Genomic DNA, 18547 nt, shown 5'->3' with positions numbered 1-18547 from the left:
CCGTCAGACGCGGGTGCGCAGCGCCCACACCGCCAGCGGGCCGAACACTGCCGCGAAGGCCACGCCCCAGAGCAGCGTGGCGACGGCGTTGGCCGCCACCGGCCCGCCGACGAGCAGCCCGCGCAGGGCGTCGGCCATCCGCGTCACGGGGTTGATCGAGACCCACGCCTGCAACCAGCTCGGCATCGTCTCGGTGGGCGCGAAGGCGTTGCTGGCGAACGTCAGCGGGAACAGCACCGTGAACCCGTAGATCTGCACCTTCTCCGGGTCGCGCGCCAGCACGCCGAGCAGCACCGACGTCCACGAGAACGCGACGGTGAACGCCACGAGCAGCCCGAAGGCGGCGACGACGGCGAGCGGGCTCGTGGTGATGCGGAACCCGAGGAGCACCCCGACGGCGAGCAGCACCACCAGCGACCAGAGCTGGCGCAGCACGTCGCCGAGGATGCGGCCCGTCAGCGGCGCGGAGCGGGCGATCGGCAGGCTGCGGAAGCGGTCGAACGTGCCCTTCTGCAGGTCGGTGGCCAGCCCGGTGGCCGTGTAGACGGTGAGGAACAGCGCGTTCTGCGCGATGAGCCCGCCGAGGGAGAACTGCAGGTAGGCGTCGGTGGACCCGCCGATCGCACCGCCGAATACGAACGTGAACAGCAGCACGAACATGATCGGCTGGATCGACAGGTCGAGCAGCTCGGAGGGGTTGTGCTTGATCTGGACGATGCTGCGCCAGGCCATGGTGACCGACTGGGACGCCCACTGCGCCGGGGTGACCCGCCGGGGCGCGTCGCCCGCCGGCGCCGGCGCCGCGGTGCCGGGCAGGTCGCGGGTGGTGCTCACACCGCCTCCTTCGCGTTCTCGGTGGCCTCGGCGCGGTGGCCGGTGAGGGCGAGGAAGACCTCGTCGAGGGTGGCCCGGCGCAGCGTCAGCTCCGCGAGGCGCACCCCGACGTCGTCGAGCCGGCGGACCACGGCGGGCATCAGCGCCTCGTCGCCCGCGGGCACCGACACCGTGCCGTGCTCGACGGTGGGCACGGCGCCGGCGAGGTCGCCGACGACGCGCACCACGACCGGCACCTGCTCGGGCGCGGTGGGCCGCATCTGCAGCACGGCGGCGCCGGCGCGGGCCTTGAGCTCGTCGGGCGTGCCGGTGGCCACCACCGCCCCGCGGTCGATGACCACGATGTCGTCGGCCAGCTGGTCGGCCTCCTCGAGGTACTGCGTGGTGAGCAGCACGGTGACCCCGTCGTCGGTGAGCGTGCGGACCATGCCCCACAACTCGTTGCGGCTGACCGGGTCGAGCCCCGTGGTGGGCTCGTCGAGGAACAGGATGCGCGGGCGCCCGACCAGCGACGCCGCGAGGTCGAGCCGGCGGCGCATGCCGCCCGAGTAGGTGCGGGCGGCGCGCCCACCGGCGTCGGTGAGCCCGAACTGCTCGAGCAGGGCGGCGGCCCGGACGCGGGCCTCCGCGCGGGACTGGCCGAGCAGCCGGGCGATGAGCACGAGGTTCTCGACGCCGGTGAGCGCCTCGTCGACGCCCGCGTACTGCCCCGTGAGCCCGATCAGCGTGCGCACCCGGTGCGGCTCGGTGCGCACGTCGTAGCCGCCGACCGTCGCACGTCCCTCGTCGGGCGCCAGCAGCGTGGCGAGCACCCGCGTCGCCGTGGTCTTGCCCGCCCCGTTGGGCCCGAGCACCCCGAGCACGGTGCCCTCGGCCGCGGACAGGCTCGCGCCCGCGAGCGCGGTGGTGGCGCCGAAGCGCTTGACGAGACCCTCGGCCTCGATGGCTGGTGGCACTCGTCCACCGTGGCACGGGGGTCCGACAGTCGTCGTACGGATTTCGGGGACCGACCCGTCCGCGCCCCGGCCGTCGGGCCGTGTTGAGAGCATGGCGGGGTGGGCAGGAGAGAGGACGCGGCGACCGAGGGTCTCGATCCCGAGCAGCGCGAGGCGGTGCTCGCGCCGCGCGGGCCGGTGTGCGTGCTCGCCGGGGCCGGCACCGGCAAGACCCGCACGATCACGCGCCGCATCGCCCACCTCGTCGCGTCGGGGCACGTCGGGTCCGGCCAGGTCCTGGCGGTGACGTTCACCGCCCGCGCGGCGGGGGAGATGCGCACGCGGCTGCGCGCCCTCGGCGTCGACGGGCCCGGGCAGCCCCCGGTGCAGGCGCGCACGTTCCACGCCGCCGCGCTGCGCCAGCTGCGCTACTTCTGGCCGCGCGTCGTCGGCGGCGCGCCGTGGGAGGTGCTCGAGGGCAAGCTGCGCCTCGTCGGCCAGGCCGCCCAGCGCGCCGGGGCGCCCACGACGCGGGAGTCGCTGCGCGACCTCGCGAGCGAGATCGAGTGGGCCAAGGCCTCGCTCGTGCCCGCCGACGACTACGCCGCCGCGGCCGCCCGCGACGCCCGCGACGTGCCGGCGCCGGCCGAGCAGGTGGCGCAGGTCTACAGCACCTACGAGGCGCTGAAGAACCGCGCCGAGGTGCTCGACTTCGACGACCTGCTGCTGCACACCGCCGCCGCGCTCGAGGAGCACCCCGAGGTCGCGCACGAGTTCCACGAGCGCTACCGCTGCTTCGTCGTCGACGAGTTCCAGGACGTCACCCCCGCCCAGCACCGTCTGCTGCGCGCCTGGCTCGGCGGGCGCGACGACCTGACGGTGGTCGGCGACGCCAACCAGACGATCTACTCGTTCGCCGGGGCCAGCCCGTCCTACCTGCTCGACTTCCCGCGCACGTTCCCCGAGGCCACGGTCGTGCGCCTGGTGCGCGACTACCGCTCCACCCCGCAGGTCGTCGCGGCGGCCAACACCGTCATCGGCGCCGCGCGCGGCCGCGCCGCCGGGTCCCGGCTGCGCCTCGAGGGGCAGCGCCCGCCCGGCCCGGCGCCGGACTTCTCCGAGCACGACGACGAGCCCGCCGAGGGCGTGGCCGTCGCCGGCGCCATCCGCGACCTGATCGACGAGGGCGTGCCGCCGGCGGAGATCGCCGTGCTCTACCGGGTCAACGCGCAGTCGGAGGTCTACGAGCAGGCGCTCGGCGACGCCGGCATCGCCTACCAGGTGCGCGGCGGCGAGCGCTTCTTCCAGCGCACCGAGGTGCGCACCGCCGTCGCGGCCCTGCGCACCGCGGCGGCGCGCGCCCCCGCGGACGCCGTGGGCCCCGGCATGGTGTCGCTGGTCCGCGCGGTGCTCGGCGAGCAGGGCCTCACCACCGAGCCCCCCGCGGGCGCCGCCGGGCAGGGCGCCGCGCGCCAGCGCTGGGAGTCGCTGCGGGCGCTCGCCGAGCTGGCCGAGGAGCTGGTGGCGAGCGTCCCCGATGCCGACCTCGGCGCGTTCCAGGCCGAGCTCACCGCCCGCGCGCAGGCCCAGCACCCGCCGACGGTGCAGGGCGTGACGCTGGCGTCGCTGCACGCCGCGAAGGGCCTGGAGTGGGACGCCGTGTTCCTCGTCGGGCTCACCGACGGGACGATGCCGATCCAGCACGCCGACGGCGACGACGCCGCGATCGAGGAGGAGCGGCGGCTGTTCTACGTCGGCGTCACCCGCGCCCGGGTGCACCTGCGGATGTCGTGGGCGCTGTCGCGCTCGGCGGGCGGGCGCCGGTCGCGACGACGCAGCCGCTTCCTCTACGGCCTCGTGCCCGAGGAGCACCCGGCCGCCCGCGTGCCCACCGGCCGCGACGGCGGCGGCGCCCGGGGCAAGCCGGTCTGCCGCATCTGCGGCAAGCCCCTCACCGAGCCCGCGTCGACCAAGCTCGGGCGCTGCAGCACCCACCCCTCCGACATCGACGAGTCGCTGCTCGAGGCGCTCAAGTCGTGGCGCTCCACCGAGGCGAAGGCGCGCTCGGTGCCCGCCTACGTCGTCTTCACCGACGCCACCCTGATCGCGCTGGCCGAGCAGCGGCCGCACGACCCCTCGGGTCTCGTCGCGATCCCGGGCATCGGGTCGTCGAAGCTCGAGCGCTACGGCACCGAGGTCCTGACCCTGCTGCGCGAGCACGCGTCATAGGGGGACCGGCTCCGGGCCGTCCGAGGAAATCGCCGGAAAAGACGTTGCCCGCGGTGTGGAGGTCCCCCTACGGTCGAACGCACACCGGCGCACGAGGCTGCCGGTCGGGCAGGACACCGCACGAGGCGCCAGGAAGGGGGCCCGTCGAGATGGACATCGTGACGTTCGCGGGCACCGGTCGCCCCGTCGCGGGCTGGCCCTCGTACGCGGTCGCGCCGTTCCACGGCGTCGTCGTCGTGTGCGAGCCGCAGGGGTTGCTCCAGCAGAGCGCCCGCCTGCGCCAGCGCGATCTGGACCTCCCGACCGACCCGCAGCGACCGTCCGCGCCTCGACGGTGGAGCCCCTGAGCACCAGGAACCCACCGGTACGACCCACGAGGCCGCGGACCCGCTCCAGGGACCGCGGCCTTCGTCGTCTCCGCACCGACGACGGACCTCCGCGGCTCCCGGCCCCCGCCGACCCGCCCACCGGAGGTAGACCGTGTCCCCCGTCGGACTCGCCCCCCCGCCCGCTCCCGAGATCCCCGACCTCGACCTCTTCGACGCGCTGACCTTCGTCGACCTGCCGTGCCGGCGGGCGCAGGAGGACCTCTGGTTCTCCGACGCCCCCTCCGACCTCGAGCGGGCCAAGGAGCTCTGCGGTGACTGCCCCGTGCGGCGGGCCTGCCTGGCGGGCGCGCTGGAGCGGCGGGAGTACTGCGGGGTCTGGGGCGGCGAGATCTTCGACCGGGGTGCCGTGATCGCCCGGAAGCGGCCCCGGGGCCGGCCGTCGAAGGCCGACCTCGCCCGGGACGCCGAGCTCGCCGCGGCCCGGGCCGCCGCGGGCGTGGCCTGAACCTGCCCGATCGCCGGGGAGAGCCCCGGCCCGAGACCCCCACGAGGGGGAGAGGGGGCCCGGTGCGCGTGCTGTGCGCACCGGGCCCCGGACCCGGGTGTCAGGCCGCCTTGAACCCCGGCTGCCACTGCTCGAAGACCGAGCGCAGCGGGATCTCGGCGTCGAGCTGGCACAGCACCGCCACCGACGCGAGCGTCACGCGGTGCACGAGCATGTACTGCGGCGGCAGGTTGAGCCCGCGCCCCGTCGTGAACTCGGGGCGGCGCAGGTCGCCGAGCCGCTCGGCCTGCCCGCGCAGCCACGCGCGCGTGAAGTGGAACTTCTCGGTCCGCAACGGGTCGGTCAGCGGCCCGAGGTAGGTGATCGCCTCGTCGGAGCCCATGTCGACGCCGGGGAGCACGAAGCCGAGCTCGCGCAGCAGCTCCAGCAGCTCCTCGGCCCGGTCCTCGACGGCCAGCCGCAGCATGTGCCCGAGCTCGTAGGGCAGCCCGTCGGGCAGCCGGGCCACGGCCCCGAAGTCGATGACGCACAGCCGCCCGTCGGGCAGGAGCTGGAAGTTGCCGGGGTGCGGGTCGGCGTGCAGCAGCCCGACGCGCTCCGGCGAGGAGAAGTGGAACCGCGAGAGCAGCATCCCGACGCGATCGCGCTCCTCGGGCTCGCCGGAGCGGATGATCGCCGAGAGCGGCGTACCGGAGATCCACTCCGACACCATCGCCTTGGGCGCCGACGCCACGACCCGCGGGACGACGACGTGCTCGTCGCCGTCGTAGGCGGCTGCGAACGCCCGCTGGGCGTCGGCCTCGTCGCGGTAATCCAGCTCCTCGGCCATGCGGTCGCGCAGCTCGGCCAGCAGCGGCTTGATCTCCATGCCCGGCACGAGCGGCTGCACCATGCGGCTGAACCGCTGCAGCTGGCGCAGGTCGGCCATGACGGCCTCGTCCGCACCCGGGTACTGCACCTTCACCGCGACGTCGCGGCCGTCGTGCCAGACCGCGCGGTGCACCTGGCCGATGCTGGCGGCGGCCGCGGGGGTGTCGTCGAACTCACGGAAGCGGTCGCGCCAGCCGCGCCCGAACTGCTCGGCGAGCACGCGGTGGGTGCGCGCGGCGGGCATCGGCGGCGCGGCGGTCTGCAGCCGGGTGAGCGCCTCGCGGTACGGCTCGGCGAGCTCGGGCGGCACCGCGGCCTCGAACACCGACAGGGCCTGGCCGAACTTCATGGCCCCGCCCTTGAGCTCGCCCAGCACCGCGAAGAGCTGCTCAGCACCCTTGCGGGCGACGTCGGCGGAGATCTCCCCCTGGTCGCCCCCGGCGAGGCGTCGACCCCACCCGGCGGCGGTCCGCGACGCGAAGCCCAGCGGCAGCGAGGCCAGCCGCGCGGACCGCTGGACCGATCTCCGGGGGATGTCGTCGGGCACGGCTCCATTCTCCCCCGCCGCGGGGCGCGGGGCGCGGTCAGGTCACGCGACCCCGACCAGCCCGCGCGCCGCGGGGACGGTCACGCGCGGCACCTCCGGGCGTCCCCGGGGACCCAGCGCGTCGCAGCCGCAGCCCGGGTGACGACGCGCCGGACGCTCGCTGCGGGTGCCGTCGGCCCCGAGGTGCAGCGCCGTGCCCCACGACGCCGGCGTCGCCCCGTGCAGCAGCGCCAGCACCTCGGTGACGGCGAGGGCCGCGGTGGCCGTCGCCGCCGCCGGGGACGCGGGCGTGCGCCGGGCGCTCAGTTCGGCGGCCACGCGGGGCCACGCGGGGTCCTCCTCGGCCCGCACGAGGTCCTCGCAGCGCAGGCACGCCGTGCGCCCGGGGACGACGAGCGGCCCCACCGACCCCGCGCCGTCGGCGACCGCGACCGGCAGGTGACGGCGGCCGTCGAGCACGAGGCGGTGGGCCGCGACGGGGTCGGGGCGGGCGGCGTCGACGAGCACGACGAGGTCGGCGCGGGCGGTGGCACCGCGGCGCGCGCCGGGCCGGCGGTCGGGCACGGGACGGCCCGCGGTGCGCGACACGGCCTCCTCGACGGCCAGCTGCGCGGGCCGTCCGACGTCGGCCGCGAGCAGGCCGGTACCCGTGTCCTCGCGCACCACCGTGCCGGCGGCCTCGACGAGCACGCGCCCCACGCCGGCCACGGCCAGCAGGCACGCCACGGCCACCGCCACCCGCCCGCTGCCCTGCACCACGACGCGGGCCGCGGCCAGGGCGTCGGTGTGCTCGGGCACGGCGAGGAGGTCCGCGGCGTGCAGGCGCTCGAGCAGCGAGCGCGCGGCCGCGGGCGACGCCCCGGCGGCGACGGCGTCGGCCAGCACGCGGGCCAGCGGGCGGGAGCCGTCGAGCGCGTCGACCATCCGCGCCAGCGGCGGGGTCAGGCCGTCGACGACGAGCGCGCCGGCGGGGTCGGCGCCGAACTGCAGCACGTCGGGCGCGCGGTGCAGGGCGGGGTGGCGCAGGCGGGGGCGCGCCGGGAGTGCCGGGTCGGGCAGCAGGTCGGGCGCAGCGACGAGGGCGGCGCGGGCGGGCGGGGGAGCGGGGAGGGTCTCGGGAGCTGGGAGCACACCGGCTTGGACGCAGCAGGGGCCCGTCCGGATCCCGCTCCCGTCGAGGACGTCTCGGCCAGAGGAGATGCTCCGGAATCCGGAGCATCTCCCGCACCACCGGGCCGGAGCGGCGCACGCCTACGCTCGTCCCGTGCCCGACCCCCGTCCCCCGGAGCGTTCCGAGCGCCCGGATCGCCCGGAGGTCGAGGTGCGCCGCAGCGCCCGGCGCCGGCGCACGGTCTCGTGGCGCCGCGAGGGCGCGACGGTCGTCGTCAGCATCCCGGCGTCGATGTCGCGGGCCGAGGAGCGGCACTGGGTCGACGAGGCACTCAAGCGCCTCGAGCGCAGCGACGCCCGCCGCAAGCCCGGGCGCCGCGCGGGCGACGCGGACCTCGCGGCCCGCGCGGACGCCCTCGCGCGCGCCCACCTCGACCCGATCGCGCCCGACGGTGCCTGGCCCCGCCCGGCGTCGGTGCGCTGGACGGCGCCGATGCGCACGCGCTGGGCGTCGTGCACGCCGACCGAGGGCACGATCCGGATCAGCGAGCGCCTCCGGGAGGTGCCGGGCTGGGTGCTCGACCACGTGCTCGTCCACGAGCTGGTGCACCTGCGCGAGCCGCACCACGGGCCCGCGTTCCGCGCGGCCGAGGCCGCCTACCCGCGCAGCGAGCGCGCGATCGGCTACCTCGAGGGGCTCTCCGCCGGTGCCGGTCTGGAGATCACCGGCACCGACGACGCCGACGAGGCTTGACCTACGGGGCCTTGCCCTCGCCGGGCTCCTCGCCCGGCTCCCCGCCCGGCTTCTCCTGCTCGGCCTTCATCTCGGCCTCGAGCCGGGCGAGCGGGTCGTCGAGGTCGGTGAAGCTCTCCGCGTCCTCGGACGCCGCGCCGCCCGCGACGCGACCGCGCCCCGCCAGGAAGGTCGACGGGTCGTCGAGGTCGTCGGCGGTGGGGATGAGGTCCGGGTGCGCCCAGACGGCGTCGCGGCCGTCGATGCCCCGCTCGTCGGTGAGCCGGCGCCACAGGGCGGCGGCGTCGCGCAGCCGGCGCGGGCGCAGCTCGAGCCCCACGAGCGTGGCGAAGGTCTGCTCGGCGGGCCCACCGGAGGCGCGGCGGCGGCGCAGGGTCTCGCCCAGCGCGCCCGCCCCGGGCAGGCGGTCGCCCACCGCGTCGGCGACGACGACGTCCACCCAGCCCTCGACGAGGGCGAGCAGCGTCTCGAGGCGGCGCAGGGCCGCGCGCTGCGACTCGGTGGTCTGCGGCTCGAACATCCCCGAGCTCATGAGCTGCTGCAGGGACTCGGGGTTGGTGGGGTCGACCTCGCGGGCCAGCTCCTCCATGCGGGAGGTGTCGATGGTGATGCCGTGCGCGAACTCCTCGACGGTGGCGAGCAGCCGCTGGCGCAGCCACGGGACGTGGCCGAACAGCCGCTGGTGCGCGGCCTCGCGTGCGGCGAGGAAGACGAGCACCTCGCCGGCGGGGCGGTCGAGCCCCTCGGTGAACGTCGCGACCGCCTTCGGCAGCAGCGCCGCGGTGCCCTCCGGGCCGAGCGGCAGGCCGACGTCGGTGGAGCTGAGCACCTCCTGGGCGAGTTGCGCGAGCCCGGCCCCGAGCTGCGAGCCGAAGGCCATGCCGCCGACCTGCGAGATCATCCCGAGCATCGGCCCGGCCATCTGGCGGGCCTCCTCGGGCAGGCCGTCGACCCACGCGCCGGCGACGCGGCGGGCGACCGGGTCGCACAGCCGCTGCCAGGTCGGCATCGTCGTGTCGATCCACTGCGCGGGCGACCAGACGGCGACCTGCAAGGTGCCCGAGGGCAGCGTGGTCGCGTCCTCGAGCCAGAGCTCGGCGAGGCGCACCGACTCCTCGGCCGCGCGCTGCTGCTCCGCGGTCGGCGCGGTCCCGCCCTCGGCGCCGAGCTGCTGGTGCGCCATCTGGGTGGCCAGCTTGTAGTTGACCGGCCCCTCGGCGCCCGGCCCGCCCGACTGGGACAGCATCTGCCCGAGCTGGGTGAGCATCTGACCGAGCTGGCCCATGTCGAAGCCGCCCGGGCCGCCGGCGCCACCGGGGAGACCGCCCATGCCGGGCAGGCCGAAGCCCATGCCGCCGCCGAAGCCTCCCTGGCCACCGGGGCCTCCCGGGCCGGAACCCTCGGAGCCGGAGCGGCGGGACGACTCGTCGTCGGGGTCGGACGGCCCGAAGCCGAAGGGCAGGTCACTCATGGTGCCGACGGTACGCGGACGCAGGGCTGATCGGGGTCGCGCGCGCACGCCCACGGCGAATGCACAGGTCGGTGCGCCCGGCCCCGGACCGGAAGCACACACCCGATCACTACCCTCTGCGCCCGTGACCCGGCTGCGCGCGACCCTGGCGCTCGGACTCGTGCTGGCCGGGGTGCTCGGGCTGCTCGGCGCGACGGTCCGCGTGCCGTTCGTGGCGCTCGGCGACGGCCCGACGTTCGACGTCCTGGGCTCCGGCGCCGACGGCCGCACCGTGGTGGAGGTCAACGGGCCCGTGCCCGTCTACCCGGCGGGCGGGCAGCTGCGGATGACGACGGTCGCGGTGACGACGCAGGTGACCCTGTTCGGCGCGATGGTCATGTGGGCGTCCGGCGAGGAGCAGGTGCTGCCGCGCGAGTCGGTCTACCCCCCGGGGCGCTCGAGCGAGCAGGTCGACCAGGAGAACACCCGCCAGTTCGCCCAGTCCGAGACCGACGCCGAGGCCGCGGCGCTGCGCTACCTCGGCTACCCGACCGCGGTGCAGGTCGGCGCCGTGCTCGACGGCTCGCCGTCGGCGGGGCTGCTGGCCCCGGGCGACCGGATCGTCGCCGTCGACGGGCGCCCGGTGACCACGCCGCAGGAGGTCGTCGACGCGCTGGCGCCGACGCGTCCGGGGCAGACCGTCACCGTCACGGTGCAGCGCGGGCCGCTCGGGGCGCCCGGACCGCGCACCGACGTGCGCGTGGTGGCCGCGGCCCGCCCCGACGGCGACCCGCGCGGCTTCCTCGGCGTCACCCCGACCAACATCGTCGACTCGCCGGTGGACGTGCACATCAGCCTCGGCGACGTCGGCGGCCCGTCGGCCGGGCTGATCTTCGCGTCGGCGATCGTCGACAAGCTCACGCCCGGCGACCTCACCGGCGGGCACGTGGTGGCCGGCACCGGGACGATCGACGCGCTGGGCCGCGTCGGCGACATCGGCGGGATCCAGTTCAAGATGGACGCCGCGCGGCACGACGGGGCGACGGTGTTCCTCGTGCCGGCGGGCAACTGCGCCGAGGCGGTCACCGCGGCGCCCGAGGGCCTGCAGCTCGCCCGGGTCGGCACGCTGTCCGAGGGGATCACCGCGCTGCAGGCCGTCCGCGAGGGCCGTCCGCCGGCACCCTGCTGACGGGTCGCCACGGATCCGGACATGCCGGGCCACGGCGATCCCACACGGTGTTCGTAGAGTGGCGTCCGCACGCGCGGCTCTGCGCCTGCGCAGGACCCACCCAGGAGTGTGACCCCGTGGCCAACCGGCCCCCGACGGCGACCCCCCAGCTGTCGCGACGGACCAAGACGCTGCTGATCGTCGCCGCCGTGGCGCTCGTCGTGCTGCTCGGCGGGGCGCGGTTGGTCGACGTCTACGTCGACTGGGCGTGGTTCGGCGAGGTCGGCTTCCGCGGCGTCTTCACGACGATCCTGTGGACGCGCGTGCTGCAGTTCGTCGTCGCCGCGCTGCTGATGGGCGGCCTGCTGGCGCTCAACCTCGTCATCGCCTACCGGGTGCGCCCGGTGTTCGTGCCCGTCGCCGGCGCCGGCGCCGAGGACCCCGTCGCCCGCTACCGCACCGTCGTGCTCGCCCGGCCGCGCTGGTTCGCGATCGGCATCCCGGCGGTCGTCGCGCTCATCGCCGGCCTCTCGGCGCAGGCCGACTGGCAGACCGTGCAGCTGTTCCTGAACTCCACCCCGTTCGGGGTGGAGGACCCGGTGTTCGGCCACGACATCTCGTTCTACGTCTTCCAGCTCCCGTTCTACCGGTGGCTGCTGAGCTGGCTGTTCGTCGCGATCGCGGTGAGCTTCGTCGCCGCGCTGGTGGCGCACTACCTCTTCGGCGGCATCCGCCTCGCCGGCCGCAACGGTGCCGTCGCCCCGGCCGCGCGGGCCCACCTCGCGGTGCTGGTCGGCACGTTCGTGCTGTTCAAGGCCGTCGCCTACTTCTTCGACCGCTATGAGCTGCTGTTCTCGGACCGCAAGGCCGCGGAGGGCGGCGCCAACTTCTTCGGCGCCACGTACACCGACCTCAACGCGGCGATGCCGGCCAAGCTCATCCTGCTGATCATCGCGCTGATCTGCGCCGCGGCGTTCTTCTCCGCGGTGGTGCTGCGCAACCTGCAGATCCCGGCGATCGCGCTGGCCCTGCTGGTGCTCTCCAGCGTGCTGGTCGGTGCGGCGTGGCCCGCGGTGCTCGAGCAGTTCTCGGTGCGCCCCAACGCCATCGACCGCGAGGCCGACTCGATCTCGCGCAACATCGCGGCGACCCGTCAGGCCTTCGCGCTCAACAACGTCGGCGTCATCCCCTACGCCCCGCAGGTCGCGTCGGCCGCGGGCAACGCCGCGGTGCCGCCGCAGGACGTCGCCAACAGCCAGGCGACGCTGAACAACATCCGCATCCAGGACCCGTCGCGCCTGAACCGGACGTTCGCGGTCCAGCAGCAGCTGACCAACTTCTACGCGTTCTCCCCACAGCTCGACATCGACCGATACCCGATCGGCGACCAGCGCCAGGACTTCGTCCTGGCGGCTCGGGAGATCAACCCGGACGCGCTGATCGGCAACCAGCAGGACTGGATCAACCGCCACCTCGTCTACACCCACGGCCAGGGCATCGTCTCCGCGCCGGCGGACCGGGTGAACGTGCCCAGCAACGCCGAGGCCAGCCAGGGCGGTCTGCCCGCGTTCGACGTGAGCGACTCGAGCAACCCCGGGCCGTTCAACATCAGCCCCGACGGCGCGCGCATCTACTACGGCGAGTTCCTCGGCGGCACCGACGACTACGCCATCGTCGGCGGCAACCCGGGGCTGGCCCCGCGGGAGTTCGACGGACCGGGCCGGCCGGCGTCGGCGTACACCGGCCCCGGCGGCGTCTCGCTGGGCAACTGGGCGCAGCGGCTGATCTTCGCCGCGGCCTACGGCGAGCGGAACATCCTGTTCAACGGCTCCATCGGCAGCGACTCGCGGATCATCTACAACCGCACCCCGATCGAGCGCGTCGAGAAGGTCGCGCCGTGGCTGCGCACCGACGTCGACCCGTACCCCGCGGTCGTCGACGGGCGCCTGCAGTGGATCGTCGACGGCTACACGACGCTGCCGCGCTACCCGTACGCCCAGCAGGTCGACCTCGGCCAGGCCACCAGCGACTCGCTGCGCCCGGCCACGCCGGCGGGCTCGGCGGGCTACATGCGCAACTCGGTGAAGGCCACCGTCGACGCGTACAGCGGCGAGGTGAAGCTGTACCAGATCGACGAGCAGGACCCGGTGCTCAAGACGTGGATGGGCGTCTTCCCGGACGTCGTGCGGCCGGCGTCGGAGATCAGCCCGAGCCTGCGGGCGCACTTCCGCTACCCCGAGGACATCTTCAAGGTCCAGCGCGAGCTGCTGACCCGGTACCACGTCGAGAACCCGCGCGACTTCTTCTCGACGCAGAACTTCTGGACGATCCCGGAGGACCCGACGCGCGAGAGCAACGCGTCGATCCCGCCGTACTACCTGCTCGCGGGCGACCCGCGGCCGGGCGCGATCCCGGACACCCAGTTCCAGATGACGAGCACCCTGCTGGCCCTCTCGCGACCGAACCTCTCGGCGTACATGTCGGTGAGCTCGGAGCCCGAGACCTACGGCCAGATGACCGTGCTCGAGCTGCCGGCCCAGCTCACCGGTGACCAGCGTGGACCCCAGGGTCCCCAGCAGGTCCAGGCGGAGCTGCTGACCAGCAACTCGGTCAACCAGGGGCTGTTCCCGCTGCGCCAGTCGGGGACGCCGGTCCAGGTGCAGTACGGCAACCTGCTGACGCTGCCGGTGGCCGGCGGGCTGCTCTACGTCGAGCCCATCTACGTGGAGCGCAACGCGCAGACCTCGTTCCCGCAGCTGTTCGGCGTCATCGCCCGCTTCAACAACGGCGACATCGGCTACGCGCCGACGCTGCAGGGCGCCCTGCAGGCCGCGTTCCAGGGCGTCCCGCTGCCGCCGGGACTGACGGTCCCGGGGCTGGGCCCGACGCCGTCACAGCCGTCGCAGGCCACGCCCGGCGCCAACACCGGTGGCGGTCCGCTGCCGTCCGGGGTGCCCGGGCAGGCCCTGAGCCCCGAGCTCTCCGAGGCCGTCACCGGCATGAACGACGCCCTGGACCGCCTCGCCCAGGCCCAGGCGGCCCGGGACTACCGGGGCATCGGGGACGCCGAGGCGGCCCTCGACGCGGCCATCCAGCGGTTCCGCAACGCCACCGGCGCGGCCGCGACGCCGACCGGCGGCTGATCTCCGCGGCGGGGGTGGGCCGGGCTCTGGAGGGCTCACCCCCCGCCCCGGGGCCGCCGCGGGGCGGTGTGTACCGTGGGAGCCACAACGCAGCGCGGGGTGGAGCAGCTCGGTAGCTCGCTGGGCTCATAACCCAGAGGTCACAGGTTCGAATCCTGTCCCCGCTACGACACCGGTGCCGGAGATCGTTCCGGACAGCGGGATCCCCAGCCCAGGGCCACGGGCACGGCGCGGGGTGGAGCAGCTCGGTAGCTCGCTGGGCTCATAACCCAGAGGTCACAGGTTCGAATCCTGTCCCCGCTACGCGACGACGACGGCCCCCGACCACACGGTCGGGGGCCGTCGTCACGTCATCGCCGGGTCACGGGCAGCGGCGGGCGGAACGTCCCGTCCGCCTCGGGCACCAGGTCGTGCACCGCCACCACGGCGTCGAGCACGAGCGGGCCGTAGACGTGCGGGAACCACGGCCCCCGCGGGTCCTCGCCACCTCCGTTGCTGACACCGGGCTCCCAGCGCACCGCCACGCCGTGGGCCGCGAGCCGGGCGGGGTCGACGACGAGCACGACGACGTCGGTGCGCCCCGCGTAGAGGCGCGAGGCCGGCAGGTGCACGGTGCCGGGGTCGGAGCAGTGCACGAACCCGACCTCGTCGAGCGAGGGCGGCCGGCGCGCGCCCTGCTCCTGCGCCACGGCGAGCTCGTCGCGCGTGCACAGGTGGAGGATCACGGCGCGGTGCTCCCGGGGCTCAGCGCCGGATCGACGACGCCGCGGCGGGGATGTCCGCCCGGGCCGGCCGGTGGGTCTCCCAGCGCCACACCTTGCCGCGCACGGCCCCGTCGGGGCCGGACTCGTCGCGGCGGCGGGCCTGCACGCGCACGAGGCCGTTGGCGGTCAGGACGCTGCCCGCCGGGGTGCGCTCGGCCAGCGTGTGGGCGACGACGGTGTGCACCGAGGGATCGGTGAACGCGCGGGTCACCAGCGCCCGGGTCATCGCCGTGGCCCAACCGCGGCCCTCGAAGGGCGGGAACGTCCAGAAGGCGATCTCGAGCCGCCCCGCGCGCACGGGGCCGCGGAAGCCGCACGTGCCCACCACCTGGCGGCTCTGCGGGTCGACGGCCAGGAACGTGCGCGGGTGCAGGACGTCGTCGCGGGCGGCCGGCGCGCTGCCGGGAGGGTCGGGCGCCTCGGTCTCGGAGCGCAGCACGGCCTCCACCAGCGTCTCGACGCCCGCCGTGCCGATCTCGGCGAGGCCGGGCGCGCCGGGGGCGGTCAGCCGCTCGTCGACGGGCACCAGGATGACCACGACACCTCCATCCCGCGACCCGACGACCGACCAGCGACCGTAGCCGGTGGCGGCGACGGCCGGGAGCGGACCCGCCACCCCGCGGAGCCCGGCGTGACCGGGAACGCGTCACGTCAGGCACCCTGGTGCCATGGAGCCCGTCCTGCTGGTCGTCTACTACGCGCTCTTCCTGCTGTGGCTGTTCATCGTGGGGCGGCTCGTCGTCGAGATCGTGCGCAGCTTCGCCCGCGACTGGCGCCCCGTCGGGGGCACCGCCGCCGGGCTCGAGGTGCTGTTCATGGTCACCGACCCGCCGGTCAAGCTGCTGCGCCGGATCATCCCCGCGGTGCGCATCGGCAACGTCAGCCTCGATCTGTCGATCATGATCCTGCTGCTGGTGACCTTCATCCTCATGCGCGTGGTCGACCCGCGCTGAGATCTGGGCCGAGACGTGCGCCCACCCGGGCCCTCCCGAGTGGGCGATCAGCGCGCGGAGCTGCCACTGTGTCGCCTGTGAGTCCCGTTCGCGACCTCGTCACCTTCATCTCCTCCGCCGTGCGCTCCCCGGGCGTCATCGGCGCGGTGGCCCCCAGCGGGCGGGCGCTGTCCGACCTCCTCGCCTCGGTGGCCCCCGCCGAGGGCCGCCCGGTGGTCGTCGAGCTCGGACCGGGCACCGGGGTGGTCAGTGCCGCGCTGCGCCGCCGCCTGCCCGAGGGCGCGCGCCACATCGCCGTCGAGATCGACCCGGGGATGGTCGAGCACCTGCGCCGCACGCGGCCGTGGCTCGAGGTCGTCCAGGGCGACGCGGCGGACCTGCAGAAGCTGCTCGCCGACGTCGGGGTCGACCGCGTCGACGCGATCGTCAGCGGGCTGCCGTGGACGCTGTTCCCGGAGTCGGCGCAGCGCGGGATCATGGAGCAGGTCACCCGCGTCCTGGCCCCCGGCGCCCCGTTCACCACGTTCGCCTACAGCCACGTGCGGGTGCTGCCCACCCAGCGCCGGTTCCGCGGCGTGCTCGAGGAGAGCTTCGCCGAGGTGCACGTCACGCCGACGGTGTGGCGCAACCTGCCCCCGGCGCTGGCCTACCAGTGCCGGCACCCGCGCCCGGACGGCGCGTAGGCCGCTGCTCAGGCGCCCCGCGCGGCGACCCGGGGGCCGATGCTCGTCACGTCGAGGTCGGCGGGCGCGGTGGCGTCGCAGAACTCGGTGAGCAGCGCCGCGAAGCGGTCGGGCTCGTCGCAGTGCGGGAAGTGCCCGGCCTTCTCGAAGAGCTCGAGGCGCGCGTGCGGGATGAGCGTCTCGGCGCGGCGGGCGTGGCCCACCGGGATCACCGGGTCCCGCGCGCCCCACACGACCATCGTCGGCAGGCCCTCGGTCAGGTAGAGCCGGTCGGTGCCGCTGACGCGCTGCCCGCCCGGGCCGATCACCGCGCGCACGGTGTCGACGAAGGCGTCGAGGTGGGCGCGCTCGGTCAGCGACGCGGCGTGCCGCGCGGTCTCGCGCAGCGACACGGAGTGCTCGGTGAGCGCCGGCAGTGCCGCGGCCAGCTGCAGGCCCCGCGCGCCGAGCCAGAGGAGCCCCGACGAGGCGAGCGCGGGCAGCACCCACTCCGCGCCGGGCAGCGAGGCCAGGCGCAGCAGCGGGCTGACCCCGCGCCCGAGCCCGCCCGAGGAGACGAGCACGAGCCGCGAGCACATCTCCGGGAACTGGTAGGCGAACTGCATCGCCACCCCGCCGCCCAGCGAGTGCCCGACGACGGTGACCCGCCGGTGGCCGAGCACCGCGAGCAGGTCGCGCAGCCCGTTGGCGTAGGCACCGAGCGAGTAGTCCCCGCCGACGCCTGCGGACTCGCCGTGGCCCAGCAGCTCGGGGGCGAGCAGCAGCCGGTCGCACCCGGTGCGCTCGAACTCCTGCAGGACGGGCGTCCAGGTCTCGGCGCTGCCGGCGATGCCGTGCACCAGCACGACGACCTCGGGGTCCTCGTCGCGCACGGCGTCCGGGCACGCCTCGACGTAGGACATGCGGGCACCGTGCAGCGTGCGGGTCTGGCGTGTGGTGCTCACCGGCGTCGTCCTCCGAATCCAGGTGGTGCAGTGGTGCCCCCCGGCCGTACGGCACAATCCCGGCACGATGCCCGGTGCCCGCCGCGGGGACACCCCCGCCCCTGCTCGTGTGGTGATCGTCGCGCTCGCGGCGGCCCTGGCCCTCGCCCCCGCCGCGTGCGCGCAGGAGCCCGCCGAGCCCACCGCACCGCCCGCGATCCCCACCTCCGCGCCGCCGGCCGCTCGCTCGGCGCCCGCCACGGGAGCCGCGCCCGTCGACCCGGCCGCCGCCTGCGTCGACGGCGTGCTGCGCCGACTCGACGTCCGCGAGCGCGCCGCGCAGCTGGTCATGGCCGGGGTGCCCGCCGACGGGCTGACGGCCGGCGGCCGCGCGGCGCTGGCCCGGGGCGTCGGCGGGGTGATCCTCACCGACGCCGCGGGCGGGGAGGCCTCCCGCGACCAGGTCGCCGCCACCGTGCGGGAGATCCAGCAGACGGCCCCCATCCCGGTCACGATCGCGACCGACCAGGAGGGCGGGCGCGTGCAGGACCTCGCCGGCGACGGGTTCTCGCGCATCCCGGCCGCGGCGACGCAGGGCCGCGACGTCGCCGGGCTGCGCGACGACGCCCGCGGCTGGGCCCGGGAGATGGCCGACGCCGGCGTCACCCTCGACCTCGCGCCCGTCGCCGACGTCGTCGACCCGGCCCTCGGCGACGACAACGCGCCGGTCGGCGCCCTCGACCGCGGCTTCGGCACGAACCCGCAGCGTGTGGGCGCGGCCGTCACCGCCTTCGTGCAGGGGATGGACGCGGGCGGCGTGGCCACGACGCTCAAGCACTTCCCGGGCCTGGGGCGGGTGCGGGACAACACCGACTTCGGCGACGCCGCCGACGAGGTCACCACGGTCGACGACCCGGGTCTCGACTCGTTCCGCGCGGGCATCGCCGCGGGCGCGCCCGTCGTGATGATGTCCTCGGCGGTCTACGCGCGCATCGACCCGGACGACCGGGCGCTGTTCTCCCGCACCGTCGTCACCGACCTCCTGCGCGGCCGGCTCGGGTTCGACGGGGTGGTGACCACCGACGACGTCGGCGCGGCCGCGGCGCTCGCCGACGTCCCGGTGGGCGAGCGGGCCGTGCGCTTCGTCCAGGCGGGCGGAGACCAGGTGCTGACCGTGCGCGCCGCCGACGTGGACCCGATGGTCACCGCGCTGGCCCGCGAGGCGGACGGGGACCCGGAGTTCTCGGGGCGTCTGGAGCAGAGCGCGCGGCGCATCCTCACGCTGAAGTCGGCGCGCGGCCTCGTGCGGTGCTCGGAGTCTCCTACCGGCGGGTAGTCCTGTCCTGCACC

17 protein-coding genes and 2 tRNA genes are annotated in these 18547 nt (G+C 75.5%); 11 read left to right on the top strand and 8 right to left on the bottom strand.

Translation table 11 applies throughout. The features are described 5' to 3' along the window. Window positions 1–3: 3 nt before the first annotated feature. Both ACQPX6_RS23835 and ACQPX6_RS23830 read right to left on the bottom strand, forming a co-directional pair. On the bottom strand, window positions 4–834 hold the full coding sequence (locus tag ACQPX6_RS23835) for an ABC transporter permease (RefSeq protein ID WP_433782962.1): 831 nt from the start codon (window positions 832–834) through the stop codon (window positions 4–6). Beyond that, the gene (locus ACQPX6_RS23830; protein WP_433782961.1) at window positions 831–1790 is read right to left on the bottom strand and encodes an ATP-binding cassette domain-containing protein; all 960 of its coding nucleotides are present in this window, start codon (window positions 1788–1790) and stop codon (window positions 831–833) included. Before ACQPX6_RS23830 ends, ACQPX6_RS23835 begins: the two co-directional genes overlap by 4 nt. 99 nt (window positions 1791–1889) lie before the next feature. On the opposite strand from ACQPX6_RS23830, the gene ACQPX6_RS23825 reads away from it, so the two are divergent. The 3 genes from ACQPX6_RS23825 (at window position 1890) to ACQPX6_RS23815 (ending at window position 4832) form a co-directional block, all read left to right on the top strand. Beyond that, window positions 1890–3998, top strand: a complete 2109-nt coding sequence (locus ACQPX6_RS23825) for an ATP-dependent DNA helicase UvrD2 (RefSeq protein WP_433782959.1) — start codon at window positions 1890–1892, stop codon at window positions 3996–3998. Window positions 3999–4147: 149 nt separating this feature from the next. Continuing rightward, complete coding sequence (locus ACQPX6_RS23820) at window positions 4148–4345, top strand: hypothetical protein (RefSeq protein WP_433782957.1); 198 nt, start codon at window positions 4148–4150, stop codon at window positions 4343–4345. 172 nt (window positions 4346–4517) lie between these two features. Continuing rightward, complete coding sequence (locus ACQPX6_RS23815; protein WP_433788341.1) at window positions 4518–4832, top strand: WhiB family transcriptional regulator; 315 nt, start codon at window positions 4518–4520, stop codon at window positions 4830–4832. Window positions 4833–4932: 100 nt separating this feature from the next. On the opposite strand, the gene ACQPX6_RS23810 is transcribed toward ACQPX6_RS23815, so the two are convergent. Together ACQPX6_RS23810 and ACQPX6_RS23805 are read right to left on the bottom strand one after the other, a co-directional pair. Beyond that, complete coding sequence (locus ACQPX6_RS23810) at window positions 4933–6249, bottom strand: ABC1 kinase family protein (RefSeq protein ID WP_433782956.1); 1317 nt, start codon at window positions 6247–6249, stop codon at window positions 4933–4935. A 42-nt stretch (window positions 6250–6291) separates the two neighbouring features. Next, window positions 6292–7380: a hypothetical protein gene (locus ACQPX6_RS23805; protein ID WP_433782955.1), complete on the bottom strand. Its 1089-nt coding sequence runs from the start codon at window positions 7378–7380 to the stop codon at window positions 6292–6294. A gap of 133 nt (window positions 7381–7513) precedes the next feature. On the opposite strand from ACQPX6_RS23805, the gene ACQPX6_RS23800 reads away from it, so the two are divergent. Beyond that, window positions 7514–8113: a M48 metallopeptidase family protein gene (locus ACQPX6_RS23800; protein ID WP_433782953.1), complete on the top strand. Its 600-nt coding sequence runs from the start codon at window positions 7514–7516 to the stop codon at window positions 8111–8113. A 1-nt stretch (window position 8114) separates the two neighbouring features. Here the strand turns inward: ACQPX6_RS23800 and ACQPX6_RS23795 are convergent, their stop codons facing one another. Next, window positions 8115–9584 (bottom strand): zinc-dependent metalloprotease, encoded by a 1470-nt coding sequence (locus ACQPX6_RS23795; RefSeq protein WP_433782952.1) that lies wholly within the window; start codon window positions 9582–9584, stop codon window positions 8115–8117. A gap of 124 nt (window positions 9585–9708) precedes the next feature. On the opposite strand from ACQPX6_RS23795, the gene ACQPX6_RS23790 reads away from it, so the two are divergent. The 4 genes from ACQPX6_RS23790 to ACQPX6_RS23775 all read left to right on the top strand — a co-directional run bounded on the left by ACQPX6_RS23790 (window position 9709) and on the right by ACQPX6_RS23775 (window position 14177). After that, the gene (locus ACQPX6_RS23790) at window positions 9709–10752 is read left to right on the top strand and encodes a YlbL family protein (RefSeq protein WP_433782950.1); all 1044 of its coding nucleotides are present in this window, start codon (window positions 9709–9711) and stop codon (window positions 10750–10752) included. A 116-nt stretch (window positions 10753–10868) separates the two neighbouring features. Beyond that, on the top strand, window positions 10869–13874 hold the full coding sequence (locus ACQPX6_RS23785) for a UPF0182 family membrane protein (RefSeq protein ID WP_433782949.1): 3006 nt from the start codon (window positions 10869–10871) through the stop codon (window positions 13872–13874). 93 nt (window positions 13875–13967) lie between these two features. Then, window positions 13968–14041: transfer RNA gene (locus tag ACQPX6_RS23780), tRNA-Met, on the top strand. A 62-nt stretch (window positions 14042–14103) separates the two neighbouring features. After that, window positions 14104–14177: transfer RNA gene (locus tag ACQPX6_RS23775), tRNA-Met, on the top strand. Between the two features lie 47 nt (window positions 14178–14224). Here the strand turns inward: ACQPX6_RS23775 and ACQPX6_RS23770 are convergent. Both ACQPX6_RS23770 and ACQPX6_RS23765 read right to left on the bottom strand, forming a co-directional pair. Then, complete coding sequence (locus tag ACQPX6_RS23770) at window positions 14225–14599, bottom strand: DUF952 domain-containing protein (protein ID WP_433782948.1); 375 nt, start codon at window positions 14597–14599, stop codon at window positions 14225–14227. A gap of 19 nt (window positions 14600–14618) precedes the next feature. Further along, window positions 14619–15176 carry a GNAT family N-acetyltransferase gene (locus ACQPX6_RS23765; RefSeq protein WP_433782947.1) on the bottom strand — a complete coding sequence of 186 codons (558 nt, stop codon included), beginning with the start codon at window positions 15174–15176 and terminating at the stop codon, window positions 14619–14621. A 130-nt stretch (window positions 15177–15306) separates the two neighbouring features. On the opposite strand from ACQPX6_RS23765, the gene ACQPX6_RS23760 reads away from it, so the two are divergent. Next, window positions 15307–15591, top strand: coding sequence for a YggT family protein (locus ACQPX6_RS23760; RefSeq protein WP_433782945.1), 285 nt, complete (start codon window positions 15307–15309; stop codon window positions 15589–15591). 77 nt (window positions 15592–15668) lie between these two features. Next, on the top strand, window positions 15669–16274 hold the full coding sequence (locus ACQPX6_RS23755; RefSeq protein ID WP_433782944.1) for a class I SAM-dependent methyltransferase: 606 nt from the start codon (window positions 15669–15671) through the stop codon (window positions 16272–16274). An 8-nt stretch (window positions 16275–16282) separates the two neighbouring features. On the opposite strand, the gene ACQPX6_RS23750 is transcribed toward ACQPX6_RS23755, so the two are convergent. Further along, entirely contained in the window at window positions 16283–17218 is a 936-nt protein-coding gene (locus tag ACQPX6_RS23750; RefSeq protein WP_433782942.1) for an alpha/beta fold hydrolase, read from the bottom strand. 67 nt (window positions 17219–17285) lie between these two features. Between ACQPX6_RS23750 and ACQPX6_RS23745 the strand changes: the two genes are divergently transcribed. Beyond that, the gene (locus ACQPX6_RS23745) at window positions 17286–18533 is read left to right on the top strand and encodes a glycoside hydrolase family 3 N-terminal domain-containing protein (protein ID WP_433782941.1); all 1248 of its coding nucleotides are present in this window, start codon (window positions 17286–17288) and stop codon (window positions 18531–18533) included. The last annotated feature ends 14 nt before the right edge of the window (window positions 18534–18547 follow it).

It is taken from the genome of Actinomycetospora sp. CA-101289 (assembly GCF_050955895.1).
Taxonomy (GTDB): Bacteria; Actinomycetota; Actinomycetes; order Mycobacteriales; family Pseudonocardiaceae; genus Actinomycetospora.
Note: the sequence above shows the minus strand (reverse complement) of the source record. Positions and strands in the feature narration are given on the sequence as shown.